Below are 22,951 nucleotides of genomic sequence, written 5' to 3' on the forward strand. Positions count from 1 at the left end.
CAGCCAGTCCAGAAAATCAAACCCGCATTGTAACCGACCGCGGCACCTAGGGTTCGAAGTGAAGCACCTGAACGTCGGAGTCGCGGCTTTTTCCCGCGGCCTTGAGTGCAGCCAGGTAAGATTTCCAGCGTTGCTCGCGGGTATCGATCAGTTCGCGCAGATAAGCCCAGGTGAATAGCCCACTGTCGTGGCCATCGCTGAAGATCAACTGCACCGCGTAATGCCCCACGGGCTTTATCTCCACCAGGCCGACATCCGACTTTCCGGTCTGCAGGGTTTCCTGGCCCACGCCGTGGCCGCGCACCTCCGCTGAAGGCGACCAGATTCGCAGCATTTCGGCGCTCAGGGCTCCGCTGGTACCGTCGCTGAAGCTGATATCGAGCTCCCGGCGTTTGCGCGAATAATGCAGATTGCTGACTTTGGGCTGGGACATCAGAGAATGAAGCGCGACAGGTCTTCATTTTGCGCCAGGGAAGCCAGACGCTCGTCGACAAAGTCGGCGTCGATCACGACCTGACGCTGTTCCAGACCCGCGTCGGCGGCAGTGAACGATACCTCCTCCAGAAGCCGTTCCATTACCGTATGCAGGCGCCGCGCGCCAATATTCTCTGCTTGCTCGTTCACCTGCCAGGCGATTTCGGCAAGCCGCCTGATGCCATCCTCGGTAAATTCCAGCTCGACACCTTCGGTAGCCATCAATGCCCGATTTTGCTCGGTTAACGATGAGCGAGGCTCGGTGAGTATCCGCTGGAACTCAGCGCTTCCCAGCGCTTCGAGCTCCACCCTGATGGGCAGGCGCCCCTGCAGTTCGGGGATCAGGTCAGAGGGCTTGGACAGGTGAAACGCGCCGGAGGCGATAAATAGAATGTGGTCGGTCTTTATGGTGCCGTGCTTGGTCGATACGGAGCAGCCCTCGATGAGCGGAAGCAGATCACGCTGCACACCCTCGCGCGAAACATCCGCACCACCCACCTCGCCACGCTTGGCGACCTTGTCGAGCTCGTCGATAAAGATGATACCATTCTGTTCGGCCGCTTCGAGGGCCTCTGCCTTGAGATCATCGTGGTTGATCAGTTTGGCCGCTTCTTCTTCCACCAGCGCCTTGAGCGCCTCCTTTACCGGGAGGCGTCGGGACTTACCGCTGGGACGCAGGTTGCTGAAGAGCCCCTGCAGCTGTTCGGTCATTTCTTCCATACCGGGTGGCGCCATGATGTCGACGCTGGCGCCCTGATGGGTGATTTCAATCTCGACTTCGCGGTCGTCGAGATCACCTTCCCGCAGCTTTTTACGCAGAATCTGGCGTGTACTGGTATTGGAGTCATCGCGATCGGGGGGAAGTAGAAGGTCAAGAAGGCGCTCTTCGGCGGCCTCCTCGGCTCGGTACTGCACCTTTTCCATCGCCTGCTCGCGGTGCATTTTGATGGCGGTTTCAGCGAGATCGCGGACCATCGACTCCACGTCGCGGCCGACGTAGCCCACCTCGGTAAACTTGGTGGCTTCCACTTTGACAAAGGGTGCCGCCGCAAGCCTTGCAAGCCGCCGGGCAATTTCGGTTTTGCCGACACCGGTCGGGCCAATCATCAGGATGTTTTTGGGCGTTATTTCAGCGCGCAGTTCATCGTCGAGCTGTTGTCGGCGCCAGCGGTTGCGCAGCGCAATGGCAACCGCGCGCTTGGCATCGGACTGGCCGACGATGTGCTTGTCCAGTTCATGGACAATTTCTCGGGGGGTCATGGTAGACATCAGCTAGTCCAGGGTCTCGATCGTGTGGTTGTGGTTGGTGAAAACGCAGATATCACCGGCAATCGTCAGGCCTTTGCGGACAATCGCCTCTGCGCCAAGCTCGGTATTGTCGAGCAGCGCCCGTGCAGCTGCCTGCGCGTAAGGACCGCCTGAGCCAATCGCAATCAGGTTGTCTTCGGGCTCGATAACATCGCCGTTACCCGTAATAATGAGCGATGTTTCCCGGTCTGCGACGGCAAGCAGGGCTTCCAGTCGACGCAGCGAGCGTTCCGAGCGCCAGAGCTTGGCGAGTTCCACTGCGGCCCGGGTCAACTGCCCCTGATATTTCTCAAGTTGCGCCTCGAAGAGCTCGAAAAGGGTGAACGCATCGGCGGTACCACCGGCAAAACCGGCGATAACCTGGTCACGGAACAATCGACGAACCTTGCGCGCGTTGCCTTTCATGACGGTATTGCCCATAGACACCTGGCCGTCACCGCCAATGGCGACGATTCCGTCGCGGCGCACCGATACAATTGTAGTGCCGTGATACTGTTCCATTACTTTATTCCTGTTGACGTCGAGCAGATGTGGCGACGATAGGCGGCGAAATCAAGTCAGCGCTCGATGGTACGCTTGAGCAGCAGCGTATCGATCGCCTGTTGCGCGGTGAGTGAACGGGCGTTGGCCATTTGTGAGCGGTTGTCGAAGGGGCCGATATAGACCCGGTGCCAGGTGCCATTATCGCTGACGGTTTTTTCTATCGATGCACTCAGCCCCAGTAGTGCCAGCTCCCCTCGGCGTCGATCGGCATCCCGCGGGTCGCGAAAAGACCCTGCCTGAAGAATGTAGCGGCTATTACTTGAGATTGCCGCCTCCTGGCTGTTTCTGGCGGCTTCCCGAGTGACGTCGCCGACCACGTCGAGCTTTTGCGAGGGCAGGACGGTATAAAAATCAAACCGGGGCCCCGTTTCTTCTTCGGCAGTGATGACCTCTGCGGGCACGACTTTCGCAACCGACTCCCCCGTGTTGGAGCGATCCAGCCAATAATCGTAGCCCAGTACGGCGATGACAACACCGGCGAACACCCCGGCGACAAAGCCCTGGAAATGCGCTCTCGACAGCGTGGGAGGCTGTGCATCAGCCTTCTTGCCACGAGTCGCCGCGCCGCGTCGACTGGTGGTGGTTTTGCGCGCCGGCGCGCGACGGTTTCCCTGGCTGCTTGCCACAATCACATACTCTCTGGTGCAGAGACGCCAAGGAGCGCCAGGCCATTGGCTATCACCTGTCGTGTCGCGTCCGCCAACGCCAGTCTCGCTCTTGCCACCGGTGGCTCAGCGTCGAGCATCTTGTGCGCGTTGTAAAACGAGTGAAACTCGCCGGCCACACCGCGCAGGTAATTGGCGATATCGTGGGGCTCGAGTCGCTCGGCGGCGGTGCTGACCACCTCCGGGAACCGGCTCAGGGTCAGCGCGAGGGCGAGTGCCTCTGGTTCAATCAGGGTATCGAGGGATTCGAGTCCGTCAGTGGGTGTCCAGTCCGGATCCTGTTGGCGGGCTTTACGCTCCACGCTGCAGACTCGAGCATGCGCGTATTGGATGTAATAGACCGGATTTTCGTTGCTTTGTGAGCGCGCCAGATCGATATCAAACGTAAGCTGGGACGTCGCCGCTCGGGCCGTGAGGAAAAAGCGTGTAGCGTCACGGCCTACCCAATCAATCAAATCGCTTAGCGTGACGTAACTGCCGGCGCGCTTGGAAAGCTTCACCTCGGCGCCGTCGCGCATGACCGTCACCATCTGGTGCAGCACGTATTCGGGCCAGCCATCGGGTATTCCCGCGTCCAGCCCCTGCAGACCGGCCCTGACGCGTGTAATCGTGCTGTGGTGGTCGGCTCCCTGCTCGTTGATCACGCGCTGGTAACCCCGCCGCCATTTATTGCGGTGATAGGCAACGTCGGGCACGAAATAGGTATAGCCGCCCTCGCGCTTACGCATGACGCGGTCCTTGTCATCACCGAATTCGGTGCTGCGCAGCCACAGCGCACCGTCCTGTTCGTAGGTGTGACCGTTTATGGTCAACTCTTCGACCACTCGATCGACTTCGCCCCCGTCATAAAGCGAGGATTCGAGGAAATACTCGTCAAATTGAACGCCAAATGCTTTCAGATCGGCATCTTGCTCACGCCGCAACCAGGCCACGGCGAAGGCACGAATATTATCCAGATCGTCACTATCACCATTGGCCGCGACTTCGCGGTCCGCTGCCGCCACCGCTTCTTTTTTCAAAAAAGCATCCGCCAGATCCGCGATGTATTCACCGCGGTAGCCATCGTCAGGCCAGTTCGCATTTTCCGGTGTCAGCCCTTTGGCGCGTGCCTGAACCGATAGCGCCAGGTTGCTTATCTGCTGCCCTGCATCGTTGTAGTAGAACTCGCGATGCACATCCCAGCCCGTAGCCGTCAACAGTCGACTCAGGGAGTCGCCGATGGCGGCACCGCGCCCGTGCCCGACGTGCAGTGGCCCCGTGGGATTGGCCGAGACAAACTCGACCTGTACCTTGCCGCGGCGGGTGTGCCGTTGGTATCCGTACTCAGCACCTTGAGTGAGAATCTCTCGAATAACCCCGGTATTGCTGGCCTGGCTGAGTCGGAAGTTGATAAAACCGGGTCCCGCAATTTCAGTGCCTTCTATCAGGGAGTTATCGGGCAGCGCGTCGATCAGGCGCTGGGCAAATTCCCGTGGCGGCATTCCCGCGCGCTTCGCCAACACCATAGCCAGATTGGTCGCGAAATCGCCGTGGCTGGGATCCTTCGGATGCTCAATTTTGGGGCTGACGACTTCGCCATCAGATAGCGTCCCCGCGGCAACCAGTGATTGCAATGCCTGTTCTAGAAGCGAAGTGAGCGCTTCTTTCATACCGATACCTCAGATTCAATGAGCGGGCCATAAGCGGATAGCGCCGATCATGGCCACTGGCTTGGTTTCCAGCAGTCAGGATTATCCCTGCTGTGGCGCCGCTTCACCAGTTGCGTTTAGTTTATAGCGTCTCGATAGGGTCGATATCGACAAACCAGTTGAGCCCGCTGGGCCGGGGTAATGCCTCGGCGACCGCCACCAGCGTGTTCATCGCCAGGGCCAGCGCCCTGCGCGTGTCGGCCATTACGATCAGTTGGCTGCGAAAGCGCCCTGCACGCCGCGCCATCGCGGCCGGCAGCGGACCAATAAGGGTGCTGGCTGTGGTATTCATCTCGCGTTTTACCTGCTGGAGGAACCCGATACCCTGATCGAGGGAGGTGCTGTCGCAACGCATAACTGCCATGGCACCCACCGGTGGCAGACCCCGCTGATAACGCTGTTCAATGATCTCGGCCGCCATCACGCCGTACTCCTCCCGCAACGCTCGCGCAATGATGGGATGCTCCGGATGCCGGGTTTGCAGCAGCACCTGGCCCGGGTGGTCACCGCGCCCGGCGCGCCCCGCGACCTGATAGAGCAGCTGTAACAGTCGCTCTTCGCCCCGGAAATCGGGATTGAACAGCAGGTTATCGGCATCGACAACGCCCACTAGGGTCACCCTGGGGAAGTGATGTCCCTTGGTGAGCATTTGCGTTCCGATCATGATGGCGGGGGCTGGGTCCCTGACAGCGGAGTGAAAGGCGTCACGACTGCCTTTGCCGGTCATGGTATCGCTATCAACCCGGTACAGTGCGGTACCCGGGAATTGTGCTGCGAGCACCGCTTCGCTCTGCTCGGTGCCCACTCCGGTTGATGCCAGTCGCGATCCGCCGCAGTGTTGGCAGTGCCCCGGCAGGTCCCGGTTCCAGCCGCAATGATGGCAACGCAGTCGGATTGGATGCCGGTGAACCGCGAGACCCGCATCGCAGTGGCGGCACTGGGCGACCCATCCGCAATCGTGACACTGCAACCCAGCGGCGAAGCCGCGTCGATGCACAAACAACAGCGCTTGCTCACCTCGATCGAGGGTTTGCCTGACCGTGTCGAGCATTTCTGTAGACAGGCCGCCGCGCAGCGCCAGACCGCGGACATCGATTGCGCGTGCGCTCGGCAGCGAGGCACCGCCGGCGCGCTGGCGCAGACGGAGCAATTGATAACGTCCGCGATTCACATTATCGAGGGATTCTATGCTGGGTGTGGCACTGCCCAATACGACGGTGCAGTCGGCCAGGTGTCCCCGTTTCACGGCCACATCCCGGGCGGAATAGCGCAACCCATCCTGTTGGCTGTAGCCCGCATCGTGTTCCTCATCGACGATAATCAGTCCGGGCCGGGCGAGGGGCACAAAAACCGCCGAGCGTGTGCCTATGACAATAGCGGCCTTGCCGGCTCTGGCCGCTGACCACCCGCGATCGCGCTCCCCATCGGACAATCCTGAGTGCAGCACCACAATGGGCGCGTCGAAGCGCTCCTTGAATCTCGCCAGCATCTGCGGGGTGAGCCCGATCTCGGGTAAGAGCAGCAAGGCCTGTCTGCTGCCTGCAATACAGCTGGCGATCGCCTGCAGGTAGACCTCGGTTTTACCGCTCCCGGTAATGCCATCAAGCAGGTGGCAGCGGTACCCACCGAGGGTGTCGCGAATCGCGCTGATGGCCTCCTGCTGCTCGCTGGAGGGCGGCAGGGGCGGCCCCGCGTTCCACGCCGGATTACCGTCGATCTGACAACGCACCGCCAGATCCTTGGCAATCAGCTGGCGCACAATACCCGTGCTGATGCCGGCATCGCGGAGTGCTGAGAGCGGCTGCGCCTCCGCCTGTAGCAGGGCGAGCAGCTGTGCCTGTCGTGGTGAGCGTTTGAGCGCGTTTTCGGGCAGACCCTGGCCCCTGAGTGTTAACTTCAGCCCCGGTTCACCCATTGATGCCGGCGGCTCGCCGCGGCGCTCACAGGGTGACAAGGCCAGCGGATAAACCTCGCCAATGGGGTGTAGATAGTAATCAGAAACCCAACGCATGAGCTGTTGGTGGAGAGGGTCCAGCAGGGGCTGCTCATCAAGCACGGCCGTGATCGGCTTCAGTTTCATCGGATCCACGGTCGAGACATCGACCCGGTGCAGGATCAGGGCGACCACCTGGCGGCGGCCAAAGGGTACCTGAACCCGGTTCCCGGGCATCACCGCGCCGGGGTCAATGTTGTGGGGTATCAGATAGTCAAACGCGCGCCGAAGCGGGGTCTGAACAGCGCAGGCGACAATAGGTCTCGATGCAGGGGGTTCGTGGCCGGCCATGGCGTCAGTAGTGCTGCTTCGAGGGTAATATGACCATTACCGGAGTGTACAGCAGGCCTTGTAAAAGCGGGCCGCTCTGGTACCATTCGCCCTCTTTTTTTACACGTCAGTCTCCTGGCAGGGAAAATCATGCAAGCTGAAATCCACCCAAAGTACGAAGAAGTGACTGCTCGCTGCAGCTGCGGGAACGAAATCAAGACCCGTTCAACGCTGTGCAACGACCTCAGTATCGACGTCTGCAGCAACTGCCATCCATTTTATACGGGCAAGCAGAAGAAGGCCGATTCTGGTGGGCGCGTTGACCGGTTCAACAAGCGCTTCGCCGGACGCAGTCTCAAGAAGTAGTCAAGCGCAGTACACAGAAACGCCGGCACAGCCGGCGTTTTTTTTGCCCGAATGCCATCGCATTACAATAAAGCCACAGGCGGTGGTCTGACGTGAATAACGATAGGGGAAAAGTATGTCAGAACGATTGAAGCGGGATTCTTTGGAGTACCACGCATTACCGGTTCCGGGAAAAATCAGTATTGAGCTGACAAAACCTGCCGAAACCATGCGACATCTCGCGATGGCATACAGCCCCGGGGTTGCTGAACCCTGCAGCCAAATTGCCCACGACCCCTCACTGGCCTATCGCTACACCGGCAAAGGCAATAGTGTTGCGGTGATCAGCAATGGAACGGCAGTGCTGGGATTGGGCAATCTGGGCGCATTAGCCAGTAAACCGGTAATGGAAGGTAAAGCACTGCTGTTCAAACGCTTCGCTGACATCAACGCCATCGATGTGCTGGTTGATACGCAGGACGTCGATACCTTCGTCAACACCGTACGGGCTATTTCATGCACTTACGGCGGAATTAATCTCGAGGACATCAAGGCACCTGAGTGTTTTGAAATCGAGCGACGGCTGCAGGCTTGCTGCGATATCCCGGTGTTCCATGACGATCAGCACGGCACCGCTATTGTTACTGCCGCCGGACTGGTCAATGCGCTCGAAGTGCAGGAAAAATCCCTGGAGGATGTCACGGTGGTCTGTCTCGGTGCCGGTGCGGCCGCGGTAGCCTGCATGAACCTGCTGCTCGAAATGGGCGCAGATCCGTCGCGAATGATGATGCTGGATCGGCAGGGTGTGATTCATAGCAAGCGAGATAATTTGAGCGAGCAGAAGGCTCTGTTTGCCGTTGATACGGACAAACGAACCCTTGACGACGCCATGAAGGGCGCCGATGTACTCATCGGGCTCTCGGGCCCTGACCTGGTGAGCGCCGATATGGTGCGCTCCATGGCGCCGCGACCCATTATATTTGCCTGCTCGAATCCCAATCCGGAAATCAATCGCGAACTGGCGCTCGCCACCCGCGATGACCTGATTATGGCCACCGGTCGTTCCGACTACCCCAACCAGGTCAACAACGTGCTCGGTTTCCCCTTTATTTTCAGAGGCGCCCTCGATGTTCGCGCATCGACCATCAACGAGGCGATGAAGATCGCAACGGTTAAGGCACTGGCTCAGCTGGCGCGGGAGCCGGTACCGGAATCCGTACTCGATGCCTACAGTGTGGTTGAGCTCGAGTTCGGTCCCTATTACATCCTGCCTAAGCCCATGGATCCAAGGCTCATGCCTATTATTGCTCCCGCGGTGGCCAAAGCCGCGATCGAATCGGGTGTGGCGCGGGCGCCGCTGGATGAAGATTATGAGGAGCAGCTCTGGGGTGGCGTTGGTTTTGGTGCCGACCGTAACTGGCGCTGAGCACTGCCGCGAGGCGAGGTGAGATGGGCTGGGGCGTCGACGAGCGACTCTGGCAATGCGCTGAACGTGCGGGAGCCAAGCGAGCAGCGCAAAGGGCTACCGTCTGCGTCACCGATATCAGGATACAGGGTGTGGTTGTCGGCGAACAGCTTCCAGGGCACTGATTGAGCTACCGCGCAGGCCCTGATTCCGCTAATCCGTGATGAGCCTCAATGAAGGCTAAATTAAACCTGTTTTAAAAAAGCCCCTAAAAAAGCCCCTTGAGTTCGTCGGTGGCTATGGACGAGCCGCCGTCCGCTGCACTCGGCGGTAGGTGTTCCTCGAGAAAGTACTCCAGCATGCTGCCTTTCGGCGAGCCCGTAACCCGTTCGCCGGTCTTCGCATCGATTCGAAGCCGCGTCACACCCGAGGGCATTGGCGCCGGAGTGAGTGTGGGTCCTGCGGCCTCGCGCATGAAATCGATCCAGATGGGCAGGGCAGCGGTGCCGCCAAACTCTCGCTTACCCAACAGGCTATAGTCGTCGAAGCCTACCCAGGTCGTGGTGACGAGATTGCGATTGTAGCCAGAAAACCACGCGTCTCTAGGGCCGTTGGTCGTTCCGGTTTTACCCGCGATATCCTGTCGCTCCAACACCCGTGCCCGTCGACCCGTACCCCGCTGGATGGCGTCCTGCAGCATCGATGTCACAATGTAGGTAATGCGGGGATCCATTACCTGCGGTGCTTCGTTAACCGTCTCGGTACTCGTCTCGTTCAAAATGTCTTCCATCCGCAGCGGTTGGTCGGCATCGATCGAATCGACTTCCCGCAGGCGGTCGCAGTCCTGACAGGCGAGGGCGGGACGCGATTGCCAAATGATATCGCCGCGGGCATCTTCAATGCGGTTGATCAGATAGGGCTCGACGCGATAGCCGCCATTGGCCAGCATCGCGTAGCCCGACACAATATCCATCGGCGTGTAGGCGTGGGTGCCAAGTGCCAGGGTGAGGTTTCGGGCCATGTTGCTGGTATCAAAACCTATCTGGTCCAGATAGTCAGTGAAGCGGTCGACGCCGAGGCGTTGAAGCACCCGAATCGACACCAGGTTCCTGGAGAAGGTGAGGGCGTTGCGCAGGCGTGTTGGCCCATAAAACTTACCGCTGTCGTTTTCCGGCCGCCAGATTTCATCGCTCGCGAGGTTGTCCAGCACAATGGGCGCGTCGTTAATCAGCGTGGCGGCGGTGACCCCGGACTCCAGCGCCGCGGCATAGAGGAAAGGTTTGAAATTCGATCCTGGCTGGCGCTTCGCCTGGGTAACGCGATTGAACTTCGACAGCTCGAAACCCATGCCGCCCACCAGTGAACGGATCGCTCCATCGCTGGGATCGAGCGCCACCAGTGCGGCCTGTGCCCGAGGTACCTGCGCCAGTTTCCAGCTGCCATCTCCCGCCGATGTGACGCGGACCAGATCGCCGACAGCGAGCACATCGGCAATTGTCTCCGGCCGCGCAGTGCGCGAGTTTTCGCTCAAATAGCGCCGTACCTGCTCGAGATCGCCTTCCCAGGCCAGGGTGATCATCGAACCGTTTTTGTGCAGTAGCTCCGCCCCCTGCTCACTAATGCGGGTGACGATTGCAGGATCGAGATCCGCAATAACCGGCATATTCCGCAGGGCATCCTGCCATTGATCAAACAGTTCCTCAGGGATTGCTACCGCTTCTTGAGCTTCCTGTATTTCAGAATTGGATTCATCGATCGGGGTTGGCAATGGCAGGGGCGGAGGGAGTCGTCGCTCCGGACCGCGCCAGCCGTGACGGGCATCGTAGGTTCGAAGTCCGCCCAGCAGGGCGTCGCGTGCGGCCAGCTGTAAGGTGCTATCCACTGTAGTGTGAACCACGTATCCGTCGTTGTAGGCGCCTTGCCCGAAGCGATCGACCATCTCCTGTCGCACCATTTCGGCCACATAATCAGCATCGACCTGAACCTGGAGGCCGTGGTACTCGGCGGTCACGGGTTCAGCACGTGCTTCGGCCAGCTGTGTCTCATCCAGCTTGCCCAGGCGCGCCATGCGCCCCAGGATCCAGTCGCGCCTGGCCTTGCCTTTTTCGGGGTTGCTGAGGGGGTTGTTGCGTGAGGGTGCCTTGGGAATGCCTGCCAGCATGGCCTGCTGTGCGAGACTTAACTCCCACAGCGAGCGCCCATAGTAGGTCTGTGCCGCCGCTTCGAAGCCGTAGGCACGATGCCCCAGGAAGACACGGTTGACATAAAGCTCGAAGATTTCTTCTTTGGTCAGTGCGCGCTCAATTTCGAGTGCCAAAAGGATTTCATTGAACTTGCGGAGGAAGGTGCGCTCCAGGGAAAGAAAGTAATTGCGTGCTACCTGCATCGTCAGGGTGCTGCCGCCCGAGCCTTTTTCGCCCGTCAGAACGAGCTCTGAGACCGCGCGCAGCAGTCCGCCCGGGTCAATGCCCGAATGCTTGAAGAATTGATCATCCTCGGCAGATAGCAGTGCATCGATGAAACCCTGGGGGATCTGGTCAAAACGGAGTGGGCTGCGCTTTTGCTCACCGAACTGCCCGATCAGCAGGCCGTCCTGGCTAAACACGCGCATGGGCGTCTGCAGCTTGACCTCCCGAAGGGTATCGGCCTCGGGCAGGTTCGGGCTCAGATACAGGTATAAACCTGCCAGTCCCCATAGGGACGCGCCGGCCATCAAGACAAAAAAAAGTAGTAGCTTGCGTATGACGCGCAAGGCTCGGAGCTCCAAGTTGTGCGTCGAGGTTCGACGTTTCGGTGAATTTGCCGGTTTTGACCACAGAAACCTGAAATTTCTGCGTCAAAGTGTTCTTTTTGCACAGTTATATTGGCATGTAATGCCTATTAATGCTTAGTATACGGTAACAACAAGTCACGAGCGCTTAGAACTCGTGTTTGACTGGGGAAGGTTGTAGGGGCGCCAATGTGTTCGGCCTGTTAGGAAAGCGTGGAAAAACGCAATTTCTTGCGATCGATATTAGCTCGACGACCGTCAAGCTGCTGGAGCTCAGTCAGTCCAACGGACGGTACCGGGTGGAGAGCTTTGGTGTCGCATCGCTGCCTATCGACGCCGTGGTCGAAAAGGCTATCAATAACGTCGACGAAGTGGCCGTTGCGATTCGCAATGTGGTTAACCAGTCCCGTAGCAAAAACCGCCAGGTGGTTAGCGCTGTGGCGGGCTCTTCGGTGATCACCAAGACGATTCCAATGCCGATTGGTTTGAGCGACGAAGACATGGAAACCCAGCTTACCCTTGAGGCGGATCAGTATGTGCCCTATCCCCTCGACGAAGTGGCTATCGATTTTGAAGTGCAGGGCCCTGTTCAGGGGCGCGAAGATCAGGTCAATGTGCTGCTCGCAGCCTGCCGCCGTGAGACTATCGATAGTCGTGTGGATGCGCTGGAACTCGCTGATCTAATGCCGAGGATTATCGATGTCGAGGCCTATGCCATGGAGCGGGCTTTTGAACTGGTGCGCACTCAGGCCGATATCGAAGAGCGGGCCACCGTGGCACTCGTGGATATTGGTGCCACCATGATGACGCTTTCGGTGCTGCATCGCGGGAATACGGTGTACACCCGAGAGCAGCTGTTTGGTGGCAAGCAGCTTACTGATGAAATCATGCGCCGCTACGGTCTGCCCCTCGATGAGGCGGGTTTGGCGAAAAAACAGGGCGGCTTGCCCGATGACTACGAGACCGATGTGCTGGAGCCCTTTCTTGAGGCGGTGGTGCAGCAGGTCGGTCGGTCGCTGCAGTTCTTCTTTTCGTCGGGTGACTTCAGCAGTGTCGACGCCGTCTGCCTCGCCGGTGGTGTGGCAGCCATGGACGGATTGGCGGCGATGGTTGAGGAGCGCCTCAGTACGCCTACTTTTGTCGCCAACCCGTTTGCCGATATGACGGTGTCTCCGAAGGTAAACCTAGTAGCGCTCAATAGCGATGCCCCCGCCCTGATGATGGCCTGCGGGTTGGCTCTGCGGAGTTTCGACTAATGGCGCGCATTAACCTATTGCCCTGGCGCGAGGAGCTTCGCGCCGAGCGCAAAAAGCAGTTCACGCTCAACCTGGTCGGCGTTGCGATGGTGGCTGTGCTGGCGCTGGTCGGCGCAGACCGTCTGGAAAACAGCCGCATCGAGAACCAAAAGCAGCGTAATGCCTATCTCGAGCAAAACATCGCTAAGCTCGATGAGAAGGTGGCGGAGATTCGCGATTTGCAGAAAAAGCGGGTCCAGTTGATCGAGCGCATGCGCATTATTCAGGAACTTCAGGGAACCCGGCCGGTTATTGTGCGGATTCTTGACCAGCTCGTACGCACGCTACCCGATGGCGTTTTCTACACCGAGCTCACCACCGAGGAGGGAATGATCACCATTCAGGGCGTGGCCGAGTCCAACAACAGGGTTTCGAGCCTGATGCGGCGACTCGACGCTTCAGAGTGGCTTCAGGATCCCAACCTCGATGCGGTCGTTGCCGCGCCGGAATTCGGTGATCAGGCCGCGACGTTTACGCTGACCGTGGGTGTGCAGCTCGCGAAAGAGGGTGAAGCGAACGGGGAGTCCGACGCGTGAACTTCCTCGAATCCCTCAAGTCGCTCAATGAGATCAGCCTGTCTGACCTGTCGCTCGATAACACGGGTAGCTGGCCTGCGCCGGTCAAGGTGTTTACGGGCATACTGGTATTCGTGGCGATTGTAGTGGCCGGTTATTACTACCACCTCGAGAGCCTGGAAAACCAGCTGCGTCAGGTCGAGCAGACAGAGGTTGAGCTGAAGCGGGATTTTGAGAAGAAAGCGTTTGAAGCCGCAAACCTTGAGGCCTACAAAGCGCAGCTGATTGAAATGCAGGAAAGTTTCGGCGCTCTGGTAAGCCAGCTGCCCAGCGATACCGAAGTTCCGGGCCTTCTTGAGGATATTACCAACAAGGGTGAGGTAAATGGCCTCCAGATCGACAGCATTGATCTTCTGGATGAGCAAAAACAGGAGTTCTATATTGAGCTTCCGATCGAGATTAATGCGGTGGGCTCGTATCATGACCTCGGAGCCTTTATCAGTGGCATGGCCAGCCTGCCCCGAATTGTGACCTTGCATGATTTTGAGATTGTCTCCCCCGGTGAACAAACACATCGCCTGGAGATGCGCATTCTCGCAAAAACCTACCGCTATCGGGACGATGAAGAATGAGCGGGTTCGTGAAATCGAAAACAACGGCGATACTGGCACTACTCGGCCCGGTTTTTTTGCTTTCTGGGTGTATGGGTAATGATATGAGGGACCTTGACGCGTTTATGGCCGAGAAGCTGGCGCGCCCGGGTGGGGTGATCCAGCCGGTACCCACTTTTCAGGCTTACGAGGCGTTTGCTTATTCGGCGACTACCCAGCGCAGCCCCTTTGATCGCCCGGTTGCGGTGAAGCTGGTTGCGGGCTTGCAAAGCGGTGCTGTGGTTCGTCCGGACCCCGATCGTCCCAGGCAATTTCTGGAGCAGTTTACGCTCGACTCCCTGCAGCTGGTGGGAGCGCTTGAACGCGATGGTAAGGACTGGAGTCTGATTAAAGACCCCGATGGTGGTATCCATCGGGTTCAGGTGGGTGAATATCTGGGGCGCGATCACGGCAAGATTGTAGAGACAACCGACACCTATGTGTCGGTTATCGAGATTGTGTCAGATGGAACAGCGGATGGCTGGGTTGAACGGCCCCGCACGATTGACCTGCTTGGGTCTTGAGGCGAGGGCGATGGAGATGTCTGTGATGTTGAAAAGGACGATGGGCTATCTGGCTCTGATGGTCGGCTTGACTGCGGGGCAGACCGCGCTCGCGGATCCGGTCATAGAGGACATTACGTTTAGTTCCCAGCCGGGGGGGAAGTTCGAGATCAGACTCGACTTTAACGAGCCACCGCCGGTAGACCTTGATGCCTATACGATTGAGAAGCCTGCCCGCATAGCCATCGATTTTCCGGCAACACAAAGTGCTCTGGCGCAAAAACGGTATCCACTGTCGTTTGGTAATGCGACGGGCGTATTGGTACTTGAATCCGGTGATCGCACCCGGATGGTGGTGAATCTGGTCAAACTCGTTCCCTACGAGACCAGCGTTCGTGGCAACCAGCTTATTTTGCAGGTGGGCCAGGACAGTTCCGGCAGCTATGCGCAGACTTCAACCGCTGACGGCGTGTTGGAAACCCAGATGAATCGGGTAGCAAAGGTCGAATCAGAGATTACCGACCTGCAGTTCCGTCGCTCGGAGGAAGGCGAAGGCCGGCTGGTACTGACCTTGAGCAATGCCGCAGTAGATGTGAACGTGTTCAGCGAGGGTAGTCGTATTGCCCTCGAATTCCTCGATACCGCAGTGCCCGAATCGCTGCTGCGCAACTTCGATGTGACCGACTTCGCCACTCCGGTGACCTCCGTCGAGGTCAACACTACTGAGCGTGGCACCCGACTTCAATTAGCCGCAACGGGTTATTTTGATTATCTCGCCTACCAAACCGGCAACGAGTACATCCTGAGCGTCAAACCGCTGACCGAGAAAGAGAAGGAGGAGCTGGAAAGCGAGTTCAGTTACGTCGGTGATCGGATTTCGCTCAACTTCCAGGATATAGAGGTGCGAGCAGTGCTGCAGCTGATCGCCGACTTCACGGAACTTAACCTCGTTGCTTCGGATACCGTCGAGGGCAATATCACGCTGCGCCTCCAGAGCGTACCTTGGGACCAGGCGTTGGAGCTGGTACTGAAAACCCGGGGCCTGGATAGCCGGCAGATTGGCAATGTGCTCATGGTGGCACCCGCGGAGGAAATTGCAGAGCGTGAGCGTCAGCAGGTGGAGGCCAATAAAACCATTGCGGAGCTGGCGCCCCTGCAGAACGAATTTATCCGTATTCGCTACGCCTCGGCCGAGGATATCGTTGAACTCCTGAAGGGAGACGCTGAGCTCACCGAGTCAGAGGGCGCCAGTCGGTCAATGGTGTCAGCGAGGGGTTCGATTAAATTCGACAAACGGACCAACTCCATCATTATTACTGACACGGCCGCAAATCTGGCGGCAGTCCGGGATCTGATTGAAAAGGTCGACATACCTATTCGCCAGGTCATGATCGAAGCCCGAATTGTTATTGCCGACTCTGACCTCAACAACAGCCTCGGAGTGCGATGGGGTGGCGGCTATCTCAACCGGGGTAGCGACAGTATCACCTCGGTGGCCCGTGGCCTTGATGATGTTGCAACATTGAATACGCAGGCCATAGCAGGGGCAGGACTGTCTTATCCGGCGAATCCCCTGGTGGATCTGGGTATTGAAGAGGGCGGAAAAAGTGGTTTTGCCATAGGCTTTACCTCAAAGGATTTATTCCTGACGGCAGAATTGCAGGCACTCGAAGCTTCGGGTCAGGGTGAAATTGTTTCGCAGCCCAAGGTGATCACCGGCGATAAGCTGCCCGCCACCATCAAATCCGGTACTGAAATCCCCTACCAGGAAGGGGCGGCCTCAGGGGCAACCACGACCCAGTTTAAAGAAGCCGTGCTGAAGCTCGAGGTAACGCCCAATATCACCCCCGACGGTAGAATCCTGCTCGACCTGGTCATCAACCAGGACTCGGTGGGTGAAGAAGTCGGCACGCCCAATGGTGGCCGTATTCCCTCTATCGACACTACCGAACTGACGACCCAGGTACTGGTTGGTAATGGCGAAACCGTTGTACTGGGTGGCGTCTTCCAAAGCGATGAGCGCATAGATGTGAGCAAGGTTCCGGTGCTTGGTGATATTCCCTACCTGGGCAATCTCTTCAAGAGTACGATTAAGCAGAGCATCAAGCAGGAAACCCTGATTTTCATCACGCCGCGGATTCTGTCGGACGCGCTGTTGGACTGAGGGCGTTCGCGTCCTCCGCACCGCTCGGAATCGTGTTGGATCCTAGCCGCTGTATTTTCCTTGTCGGGCCTATGGGTGCCGGCAAATCGACTATTGGTCGCCAGCTCGCTGTCAAAATGGGCCGCGAATTCGTCGACTCTGATAGCGAGATCGAGCACCGTACCGGCGCTGATATTCCCTGGATTTTTGATGTTGAGGGAGAATCGGGGTTTCGCGATCGGGAGCAGGCCATTATCGCTGAGCTGGCGCAGCGTCAGAATATTGTGGTGGCTACCGGCGGCGGGGCTATTTTGCGCGAAGCGAATCGTGCGGTAATGGCTGCGGCTGGCGTCGTGGTGTATCTCCAGGCGAGCATTCGCGCACAGGTAAAACGAACGGCGCAGGACCGAAGTCGCCCCCTGCTGGCAACAGGTAATCGCCAGCAGATCCTCACCGACCTCATGCGGGTTCGCGAGCCACTCTACTCAGGGGCCGCGGATATCACGGTAAAGACCGAGGGCTCCGGCTCGCGAAAAGCGGTCGATCGCATTATCGCCGAGCTTGTGAAGATGGATATGGAGCCCAACGGCCATACAGCGGTATCCTGAGAACCACGTTGCCTGCTGATTCCGCCCCAGCACCATCGGAGACCCAATGAGTACCTGTTTACATACCCTGCACGTCGATCTTTCGACGCCATCAAGCGATCGTAGCTATCCGATTCTCATCGGCAGGGACTTGTTGGCGGATGAATCGATTTTTGCCGATATCCTCGAGGGACGGGACGTGATTCTCGTCAGTAATGATGTTGTTGCACCCATTTTTGCCGCGCGGGTACGTGGGGCGCTGGGCAGTCGGCGTCGGGTGACCGAGGTCATACTCCGGGACGGTGAGGCCAACAAGACCATGGCGGCAGTCGGCGACATACTCGACGCGGCGCTGGCGGATCGCCACGAGCGTGGGGCGGTAATGGTGGCGCTTGGCGGTGGTGTGGTTGGCGATATCACTGGCTTTGCCGCGGCCTGCTATCTCCGTGGCATCGATTTTCTGCAGTTGCCGACGACCTTGCTGGCGCAGGTGGATTCCTCGGTTGGCGGTAAAACCGGGGTCAATCACCCCCAGGGCAAGAACATGATTGGCGCCTTTCACCAGCCCATAGCGGTGCTGATTGATCTGCAGACCCTTCATAGCCTGCCCGCCAGAGAGTTTTCTGCGGGTATCGCCGAGGTAATCAAGTACGGGCTGATCAGTGATATTGGCTTTTTCGACTGGTTGGAACAGTCCGCGTCGCGACTGTTGGCCCGCGAGGAGTCGGTGCTCGCCGAAGCCATTGAGCGCAGCTGCGCTGTTAAGGCCGACGTCGTGTCCGCGGATGAACGGGAGGGGGGCGTTCGTGCCATCCTCAACTTTGGACATACTTTTGGTCACGCCATTGAGCAGGTACAGGGGTACGGCCGTTGGTTGCACGGCGAGGCCGTGGCCTGCGGCATGGTGATGGCCGCCCGGGTATCGGCTGCGCGTGGCCAGGTTCCCCGCGATTTTGTGGACAGGCTGGTCGCTTTACTGGGCCGTTTCGAGCTGCCGGTGACTCCACCCGAGGACATGTCGGTCGCCGACCTCATGGCCTCGATGGCGGGCGACAAAAAGGTCGTCGAGGGCCGCATCCGCTTTATTCTTTTGGCGCAGCCCGGGAATGCCGTCATTGTTGATGATGTCTCTGCCGCCGAGATCGAGTCGGCATGCTTTGATCGCGCGAATTTGGACTGAGTTGCTTCATTGTCGAGATTTGCCAGTATGTGTAAAATACACACTTCTTTGTCTTGATCCTTTTTCCGCAAAAGCGGGCCTGTCGGCGCTAAGTCGCTGACGCAGTTTAATTTAGGACCACTATGACCCAACGCACTGTGACGGGGGTCGACGCACCTGAGTCGACGGCCCCGCGGGGACTCTACCGCCCGGAAGAATTCCGCGATAACTGCGGTTTTGGCTTGATCGCACATATCGAGGGCGAGGCCAGCCATCGTCTGTTGCAAACCGCCATCGAGTCGCTGACCTGCATGACCCACCGCGGTGGCATTGCAGCCGATGGTAAGACCGGCGATGGCTGCGGGCTGTTGTTGCAGATGCCCGATGCGTTCATGCGGGCGCAGGCTAAGGCGCTGTTCGGTCGTGAGCTTGGCGAACGCTATGCCGTGGGGATGATTTTTATGTCCCGGGAGGCCGCTGCCCAGTCTCTCGCTCGAGAGGCGGTGGAGACCGCGTTAAAGGGGAATCAGCTCGAGGTCGTCGGCTGGCGTGAGGTACCCACCGCCTCGGATGTCTGCGGCGAGATTGCGCTGGAGCAGTTGCCGCGCATCGAGCAGGTCTTTGTCGACGCGGGCGCCCTGGCCCATGACCAAATCAGTGCCCGCCTCTTCATGGCGCGACGGCAGGCAGAGATAGCGCTGGCGAATGATTCAGAATTTTATGTGTGCAGTCTTTCCGATCAGGTGGTGGCCTATAAAGGGCTGGTTATGCCCGCCGACCTCGAGCATTTTTACCCGGACCTGAGCGACCCTGGCCTGGAAACCGCAATCTGTGTGTTCCACCAGCGGTTTTCAACCAATACCTTGCCGCGCTGGCCTCTGGCGCAGCCCTTCCGAATGGTTGCCCACAATGGCGAAATCAACACCATAGAAGGCAACCGCAGTTGGTCCAAGGCACGTACCCCGAAACTGGAATCGCCGTTACTTCCGGACCTGCAAAGCGTGGCGCCACTGGTCAATACCGACGGCTCCGACTCCTCGAGCCTCGACAACATGCTCGAGCTGCTTACCACCGGCGGTGTCGACTTGCCGCGCGCTTTGCGTATGCTGATTCCTCCCGCCTGGCAGAACATCGAAGGCATGGACCCGGACGTCAAGGCGTTTTACCAGTACCACTCGATGCACATGGAGCCCTGGGATGGCCCGGCGGGTATTGTTCTGACCGACGGTCGCTACGCCGCCTGCCTGCTTGACCGCAATGGCCTGCGGCCTGCGCGCTGGGTCACCACCCGTGATGGGTTCATCACCCTCGCTTCGGAAATTGGCACCCATGGCTACAAAACATCCGATGTCATTGCTAAAGGACGCGTTGGGCCGGGTCAGATCCTGGTCGTTGATACCCATGCCGGCGAAGTGCTCCACTCGGAAGACATCGATAACATGCTCAAGCAGCGCCACCCCTATAAGCGCTGGTTGAGAGAGCATGCCCAGTTCATCGAGGGCAGTTTCGGTGGCGAGGTCTCACCCGGGATTCCCGATGAGATTCTTGATCGTTACCAGAAGATGTTCCAGGTCAGTTTTGAGGAGCGCGATCAGGTACTTCGCCCACTGGCGGAATCGGGCAACGAGGCGGTGGGCTCCATGGGGGACGACACACCGATGGCGGTGTTGTCCCAGCAGGAGCGATCCCTGTTTGACTACTTCCGGCAGAAATTTGCCCAGGTGACCAATCCCCCCATCGATCCATTGCGGGAATCGATAGTGATGTCACTGGAGGTGGACCTCGGCGGTGAGGGCAACGTGTTTATCGAGACCGAGGAACATGCCAAACGAGTCAGTCTCACCTCGCCGGTGCTGTCAGAGGGTAAATTCAATACGCTGACCAGCCTCGGCGATGATGTTCTCAAGAAAGCGAATATCGATGGGACCTACGATCCGGCCAAGGGCAACCTGCGCGAAGCGGTGGCGGCACTGTGCTCGGCAGCGGAGGCCGCCATTCGCGAAGGGGCCACGCTGCTGGTTATCTCCGATCGTAATATCGAAGGCGATCGCTTACCGATCCACAGTCTGCTGGCTACCGGTGCGGTGCACCACCACCTGATTCGTGAGGGTCTGCGCGCCGACGCCAACCTCTTGATCGAGAGCGGTAGCGCCCGCGACTCGCATCAGTTCGCCTGTCTGCTCGGCTTTGGCGCCACTGTGATCTATCCCTATCTGGCCTACAGCGTCATCGAGGATCAGTTACGCACCGGTGAGCTGCTTGGCGAACCCGCTGCGTGCTACAAGAATTATCGAAAAGGCATTAACAAGGGCTTGCTCAAGATCATGTCCAAGATGGGCATCTCCGCGGTCAACTCCTACCGCGGTGCGCAGCTGTTCGAGGCGGTCGGGCTCTCCAAAGAAGTCGTTGATGTTGCTTTTTGCGGCGTTGCTTCGCGCATCGAGGGCGCAGGTTTTGCCGAACTCGAGCGCGATCAGTGGCAGCTCGCGGCCCGGGCACGGTCTCGTCGAAAGCCCATCCACACCGGGGGCTTGCTCAAGTACATGCACGGCGGGGAGTACCACGCCTACAACCCCGATGTGGTGATGAGCCTGCAACGCGCCGTCGCCAGCGGTAATTATCGCGACTACAGGGAATATGCTGACTACTGTAATCAGCGACCCGTGGCCACACTGCGAGATCTGCTCGACGTAAAACTCGCGGAGACGCCGCTTGATATCGATGCGGTCGAGCCGGTGGAGGCGATTCTCAAGCGTTTTGACTCGGCGGGGATGTCACTCGGCGCGCTGTCACCTGAGGCCCACGAAAGCCTGGCCATGGGTATGAACGCGATCGGTGCCCGCTCGAATAGCGGTGAGGGTGGCGAGGACCCCAACCGCTTTGGCACCAATCGGGTGTCCAAGATCAAGCAAATTGCATCCGGTCGATTCGGTGTTACGCCCCATTACCTGGTGAATGCCGAGGTGCTGCAAATCAAGGTGGCCCAGGGCGCCAAGCCGGGGGAGGGCGGACAGTTGCCCGGGGGCAAGGTCAACGATCTGATTGCGCGCCTGCGCTACTCGGTTCCGGGCGTTACGCTGATCTCACCACCACCGCATCACGACATCTACTCGATTGAGGATCTCGCACAGCTGATTTTTGATCTGAAGCAGGTCAATCCCGATGCGCTGGTATCGGTCAAGCTCGTCTCCGAGCCGGGGGTCGGTACGATTGCGGCGGGTGTAGCCAAGGCTTACGCGGACCTGATTACCATCAGCGGCTATGATGGCGGTACCGCCGCGAGCCCGCTGACTTCTATTCGCTACGCGGGCTCCCCCTGGGAGCTGGGTCTCGCCGAAGTCCAGCAGACGCTGCGTGGCAATCGGTTGCGAGGCAAGATTCGCCTGCAGGCCGATGGCGGTATGAAGACGGGTCTTGATGTTATCAAGGCGGCGATTCTGGGTGCCGAGAGCTTTGGCTTTGGTACCGCGCCCATGGTCGCGCTGGGTTGTAAATACCTGCGGATCTGCCATCTCAACAATTGTGCTACCGGTGTCGCCACCCAGAATGCGACTCTGCGCGAGGAGCATTTTGTTGGCGACGTCGAGCGTGTCATCAATTTCTTCACCTTCGTTGCCGACGAGACCCGCGAGTGGCTGGCGAAGCTGGGTGTTGCCCGCATAGATGATCTGATCGGGCGAACCGATCTTCTGCAGCGGCTCCCCGGCAATACCGACAAACAGCAGAGACTCGATCTGGACCCGATTTTGTGGGTTGACCCCGCCGCTGAAGGCCAGCCCCAGTTCTGCGAGGTCAGCAGCAACGACCCGTTTGATACCGCGGACAAGGCCGAGCAGATGGTCGCGGACACGCTATCAGCGATTGAGTCCAAGGCCGGAGGCGAATTCAGCTATACCATTACCAACTGCGATCGCTCGATCGGCGCCCGCCTGTCCGGCGAAATTGCCAAGCGACACGGCAACCCCGGGCTCGACGAGAACCCGCTCGTGCTTCGCCTGAGTGGTACTGCGGGCCAGAGCTTTGGTGTCTGGAATGCCGGTGGTCTTCACATGTATCTCGAAGGGGACTGCAATGACTACGTGGGCAAGGGTATGGCCGGCGGTAAGCTGGTGGTCTATCCGCCCCTCGATTCGTCATTTGAGAGCCGCCATACCTCCATCATCGGTAACACCTGCCTGTATGGGGCGACCGGTGGGACCCTATTTGCAGCGGGAGTCGCGGGTGAGCGCTTTGGTGTGCGCAACTCGGGTGCCCATGCGGTGATCGAGGGTGCTGGAGACCACTGCTGCGAATACATGACCGGCGGCTGCATCGTTGTTCTGGGTCGCACCGGTGTTAATTTCGGTGCCGGCATGACCGGTGGTTTCGCCATGGTACTCGATGAAGACCGAAGCTTTATCGATCGCTATAACAGCGAACTGGTGGAGATCTATCGGGTCAGTGGCGAGCACATGGAGGCCTACCGTCGTTTCCTCAGGGACCAGATTCGCGAGTTTGTCAGCGAAACGGGCTCAGCCTGGGGCGCCAATCTGATTGAGAACTTTGAGGACTACGTCGGTAAATTCTGGCTGGTCAAGCCGAAGGCGGCTGACCTGAATAAATTGATGGCGCGACTGCGCGACACCGATTGAGGGATTG

At 58.7% G+C, this 22,951-nt stretch carries 17 protein-coding genes; 10 read left to right on the forward strand and 7 right to left on the reverse strand.

Features of this window, described 5'->3' with window-relative positions:
* Positions 1-46: 46 nt before the first annotated feature.
* From NOR51B_RS05155 to NOR51B_RS05180, 6 genes are all read right to left on the reverse strand, one after another.
* A complete protein-coding gene (locus tag NOR51B_RS05155) occupies positions 47-433 on the reverse strand; it encodes a gamma-butyrobetaine hydroxylase-like domain-containing protein (protein WP_009021304.1) in 387 nt (128 codons plus the stop codon).
* On the reverse strand, positions 433-1,743 hold the full coding sequence (gene hslU, locus NOR51B_RS05160) for an ATP-dependent protease ATPase subunit HslU (RefSeq protein ID WP_040481805.1): 1,311 nt from the start codon (positions 1,741-1,743) through the stop codon (positions 433-435). Before hslU ends, NOR51B_RS05155 begins: the two co-directional genes overlap by 1 nt.
* A 3-nt stretch (positions 1,744-1,746) precedes the next feature.
* Positions 1,747-2,283: an ATP-dependent protease subunit HslV gene (gene hslV / locus NOR51B_RS05165; protein ID WP_009021727.1), complete on the reverse strand. Its 537-nt coding sequence runs from the start codon at positions 2,281-2,283 to the stop codon at positions 1,747-1,749.
* A gap of 56 nt (positions 2,284-2,339) precedes the next feature.
* On the reverse strand, positions 2,340-2,951 hold the full coding sequence (locus tag NOR51B_RS05170; RefSeq protein WP_230198407.1) for an SPOR domain-containing protein: 612 nt from the start codon (positions 2,949-2,951) through the stop codon (positions 2,340-2,342).
* A 2-nt stretch (positions 2,952-2,953) separates the two neighbouring features.
* Positions 2,954-4,639 carry an arginine--tRNA ligase gene (argS, locus tag NOR51B_RS05175; RefSeq protein WP_009020547.1) on the reverse strand — a complete coding sequence of 562 codons (1,686 nt, stop codon included), beginning with the start codon at positions 4,637-4,639 and terminating at the stop codon, positions 2,954-2,956.
* Positions 4,640-4,760: 121 nt separating this feature from the next.
* Positions 4,761-6,962 carry a primosomal protein N' gene (locus NOR51B_RS05180; protein WP_009019493.1) on the reverse strand — a complete coding sequence of 734 codons (2,202 nt, stop codon included), beginning with the start codon at positions 6,960-6,962 and terminating at the stop codon, positions 4,761-4,763.
* Positions 6,963-7,091: 129 nt separating this feature from the next.
* Here NOR51B_RS05180 and rpmE point away from each other — a divergent pair, with 129 nt between their 5' ends.
* Together rpmE and NOR51B_RS05190 are read left to right on the forward strand one after the other, a co-directional pair.
* Positions 7,092-7,307, forward strand: coding sequence for a 50S ribosomal protein L31 (gene rpmE, locus NOR51B_RS05185; RefSeq protein WP_009019629.1), 216 nt, complete (start codon positions 7,092-7,094; stop codon positions 7,305-7,307).
* A gap of 115 nt (positions 7,308-7,422) precedes the next feature.
* Positions 7,423-8,712, forward strand: a complete 1,290-nt coding sequence (locus NOR51B_RS05190; RefSeq protein WP_009019499.1) for a malic enzyme-like NAD(P)-binding protein — start codon at positions 7,423-7,425, stop codon at positions 8,710-8,712.
* 247 nt (positions 8,713-8,959) lie between these two features.
* Here NOR51B_RS05190 and NOR51B_RS05195 read toward each other — a convergent pair whose 3' ends face one another.
* Positions 8,960-11,443, reverse strand: coding sequence for a penicillin-binding protein 1A (locus tag NOR51B_RS05195; protein WP_040481806.1), 2,484 nt, complete (start codon positions 11,441-11,443; stop codon positions 8,960-8,962).
* Positions 11,444-11,652: 209 nt separating this feature from the next.
* Here NOR51B_RS05195 and NOR51B_RS05200 point away from each other — a divergent pair, with 209 nt between their 5' ends.
* From NOR51B_RS05200 to gltB, 8 genes are all read left to right on the forward strand, one after another.
* Positions 11,653-12,717: a pilus assembly protein PilM gene (locus tag NOR51B_RS05200; RefSeq protein WP_009021100.1), complete on the forward strand. Its 1,065-nt coding sequence runs from the start codon at positions 11,653-11,655 to the stop codon at positions 12,715-12,717.
* Complete coding sequence (locus NOR51B_RS05205; protein ID WP_009019384.1) at positions 12,717-13,292, forward strand: PilN domain-containing protein; 576 nt, start codon at positions 12,717-12,719, stop codon at positions 13,290-13,292. The genes NOR51B_RS05200 and NOR51B_RS05205 overlap by 1 nt, the downstream gene beginning before the upstream one ends.
* Positions 13,289-13,903 (forward strand): type IV pilus inner membrane component PilO, encoded by a 615-nt coding sequence (locus NOR51B_RS05210; protein ID WP_009018816.1) that lies wholly within the window; start codon positions 13,289-13,291, stop codon positions 13,901-13,903. The genes NOR51B_RS05205 and NOR51B_RS05210 overlap by 4 nt, the downstream gene beginning before the upstream one ends.
* 8 nt (positions 13,904-13,911) lie before the next feature.
* A complete protein-coding gene (locus NOR51B_RS05215; RefSeq protein ID WP_009019543.1) occupies positions 13,912-14,445 on the forward strand; it encodes a pilus assembly protein PilP in 534 nt (177 codons plus the stop codon).
* A gap of 25 nt (positions 14,446-14,470) precedes the next feature.
* A complete protein-coding gene (gene pilQ / locus NOR51B_RS05220; protein WP_040481809.1) occupies positions 14,471-16,588 on the forward strand; it encodes a type IV pilus secretin PilQ in 2,118 nt (705 codons plus the stop codon).
* 35 nt (positions 16,589-16,623) lie between these two features.
* Positions 16,624-17,175 (forward strand): shikimate kinase AroK, encoded by a 552-nt coding sequence (gene aroK / locus NOR51B_RS05225; RefSeq protein ID WP_154647738.1) that lies wholly within the window; start codon positions 16,624-16,626, stop codon positions 17,173-17,175.
* Between the two features lie 46 nt (positions 17,176-17,221).
* Complete coding sequence (gene aroB, locus NOR51B_RS05230) at positions 17,222-18,334, forward strand: 3-dehydroquinate synthase (RefSeq protein ID WP_009019789.1); 1,113 nt, start codon at positions 17,222-17,224, stop codon at positions 18,332-18,334.
* A gap of 122 nt (positions 18,335-18,456) precedes the next feature.
* Positions 18,457-22,944: a glutamate synthase large subunit gene (gene gltB, locus NOR51B_RS05235; RefSeq protein ID WP_009020428.1), complete on the forward strand. Its 4,488-nt coding sequence runs from the start codon at positions 18,457-18,459 to the stop codon at positions 22,942-22,944.
* The last annotated feature ends 7 nt before the right edge of the window (positions 22,945-22,951 follow it).

The sequence above is a fragment of the Luminiphilus syltensis NOR5-1B genome, assembly GCF_000158175.1.
In the GTDB taxonomy this organism is placed as follows: Bacteria; Pseudomonadota; Gammaproteobacteria; order Pseudomonadales; family Halieaceae; genus Luminiphilus; species Luminiphilus syltensis.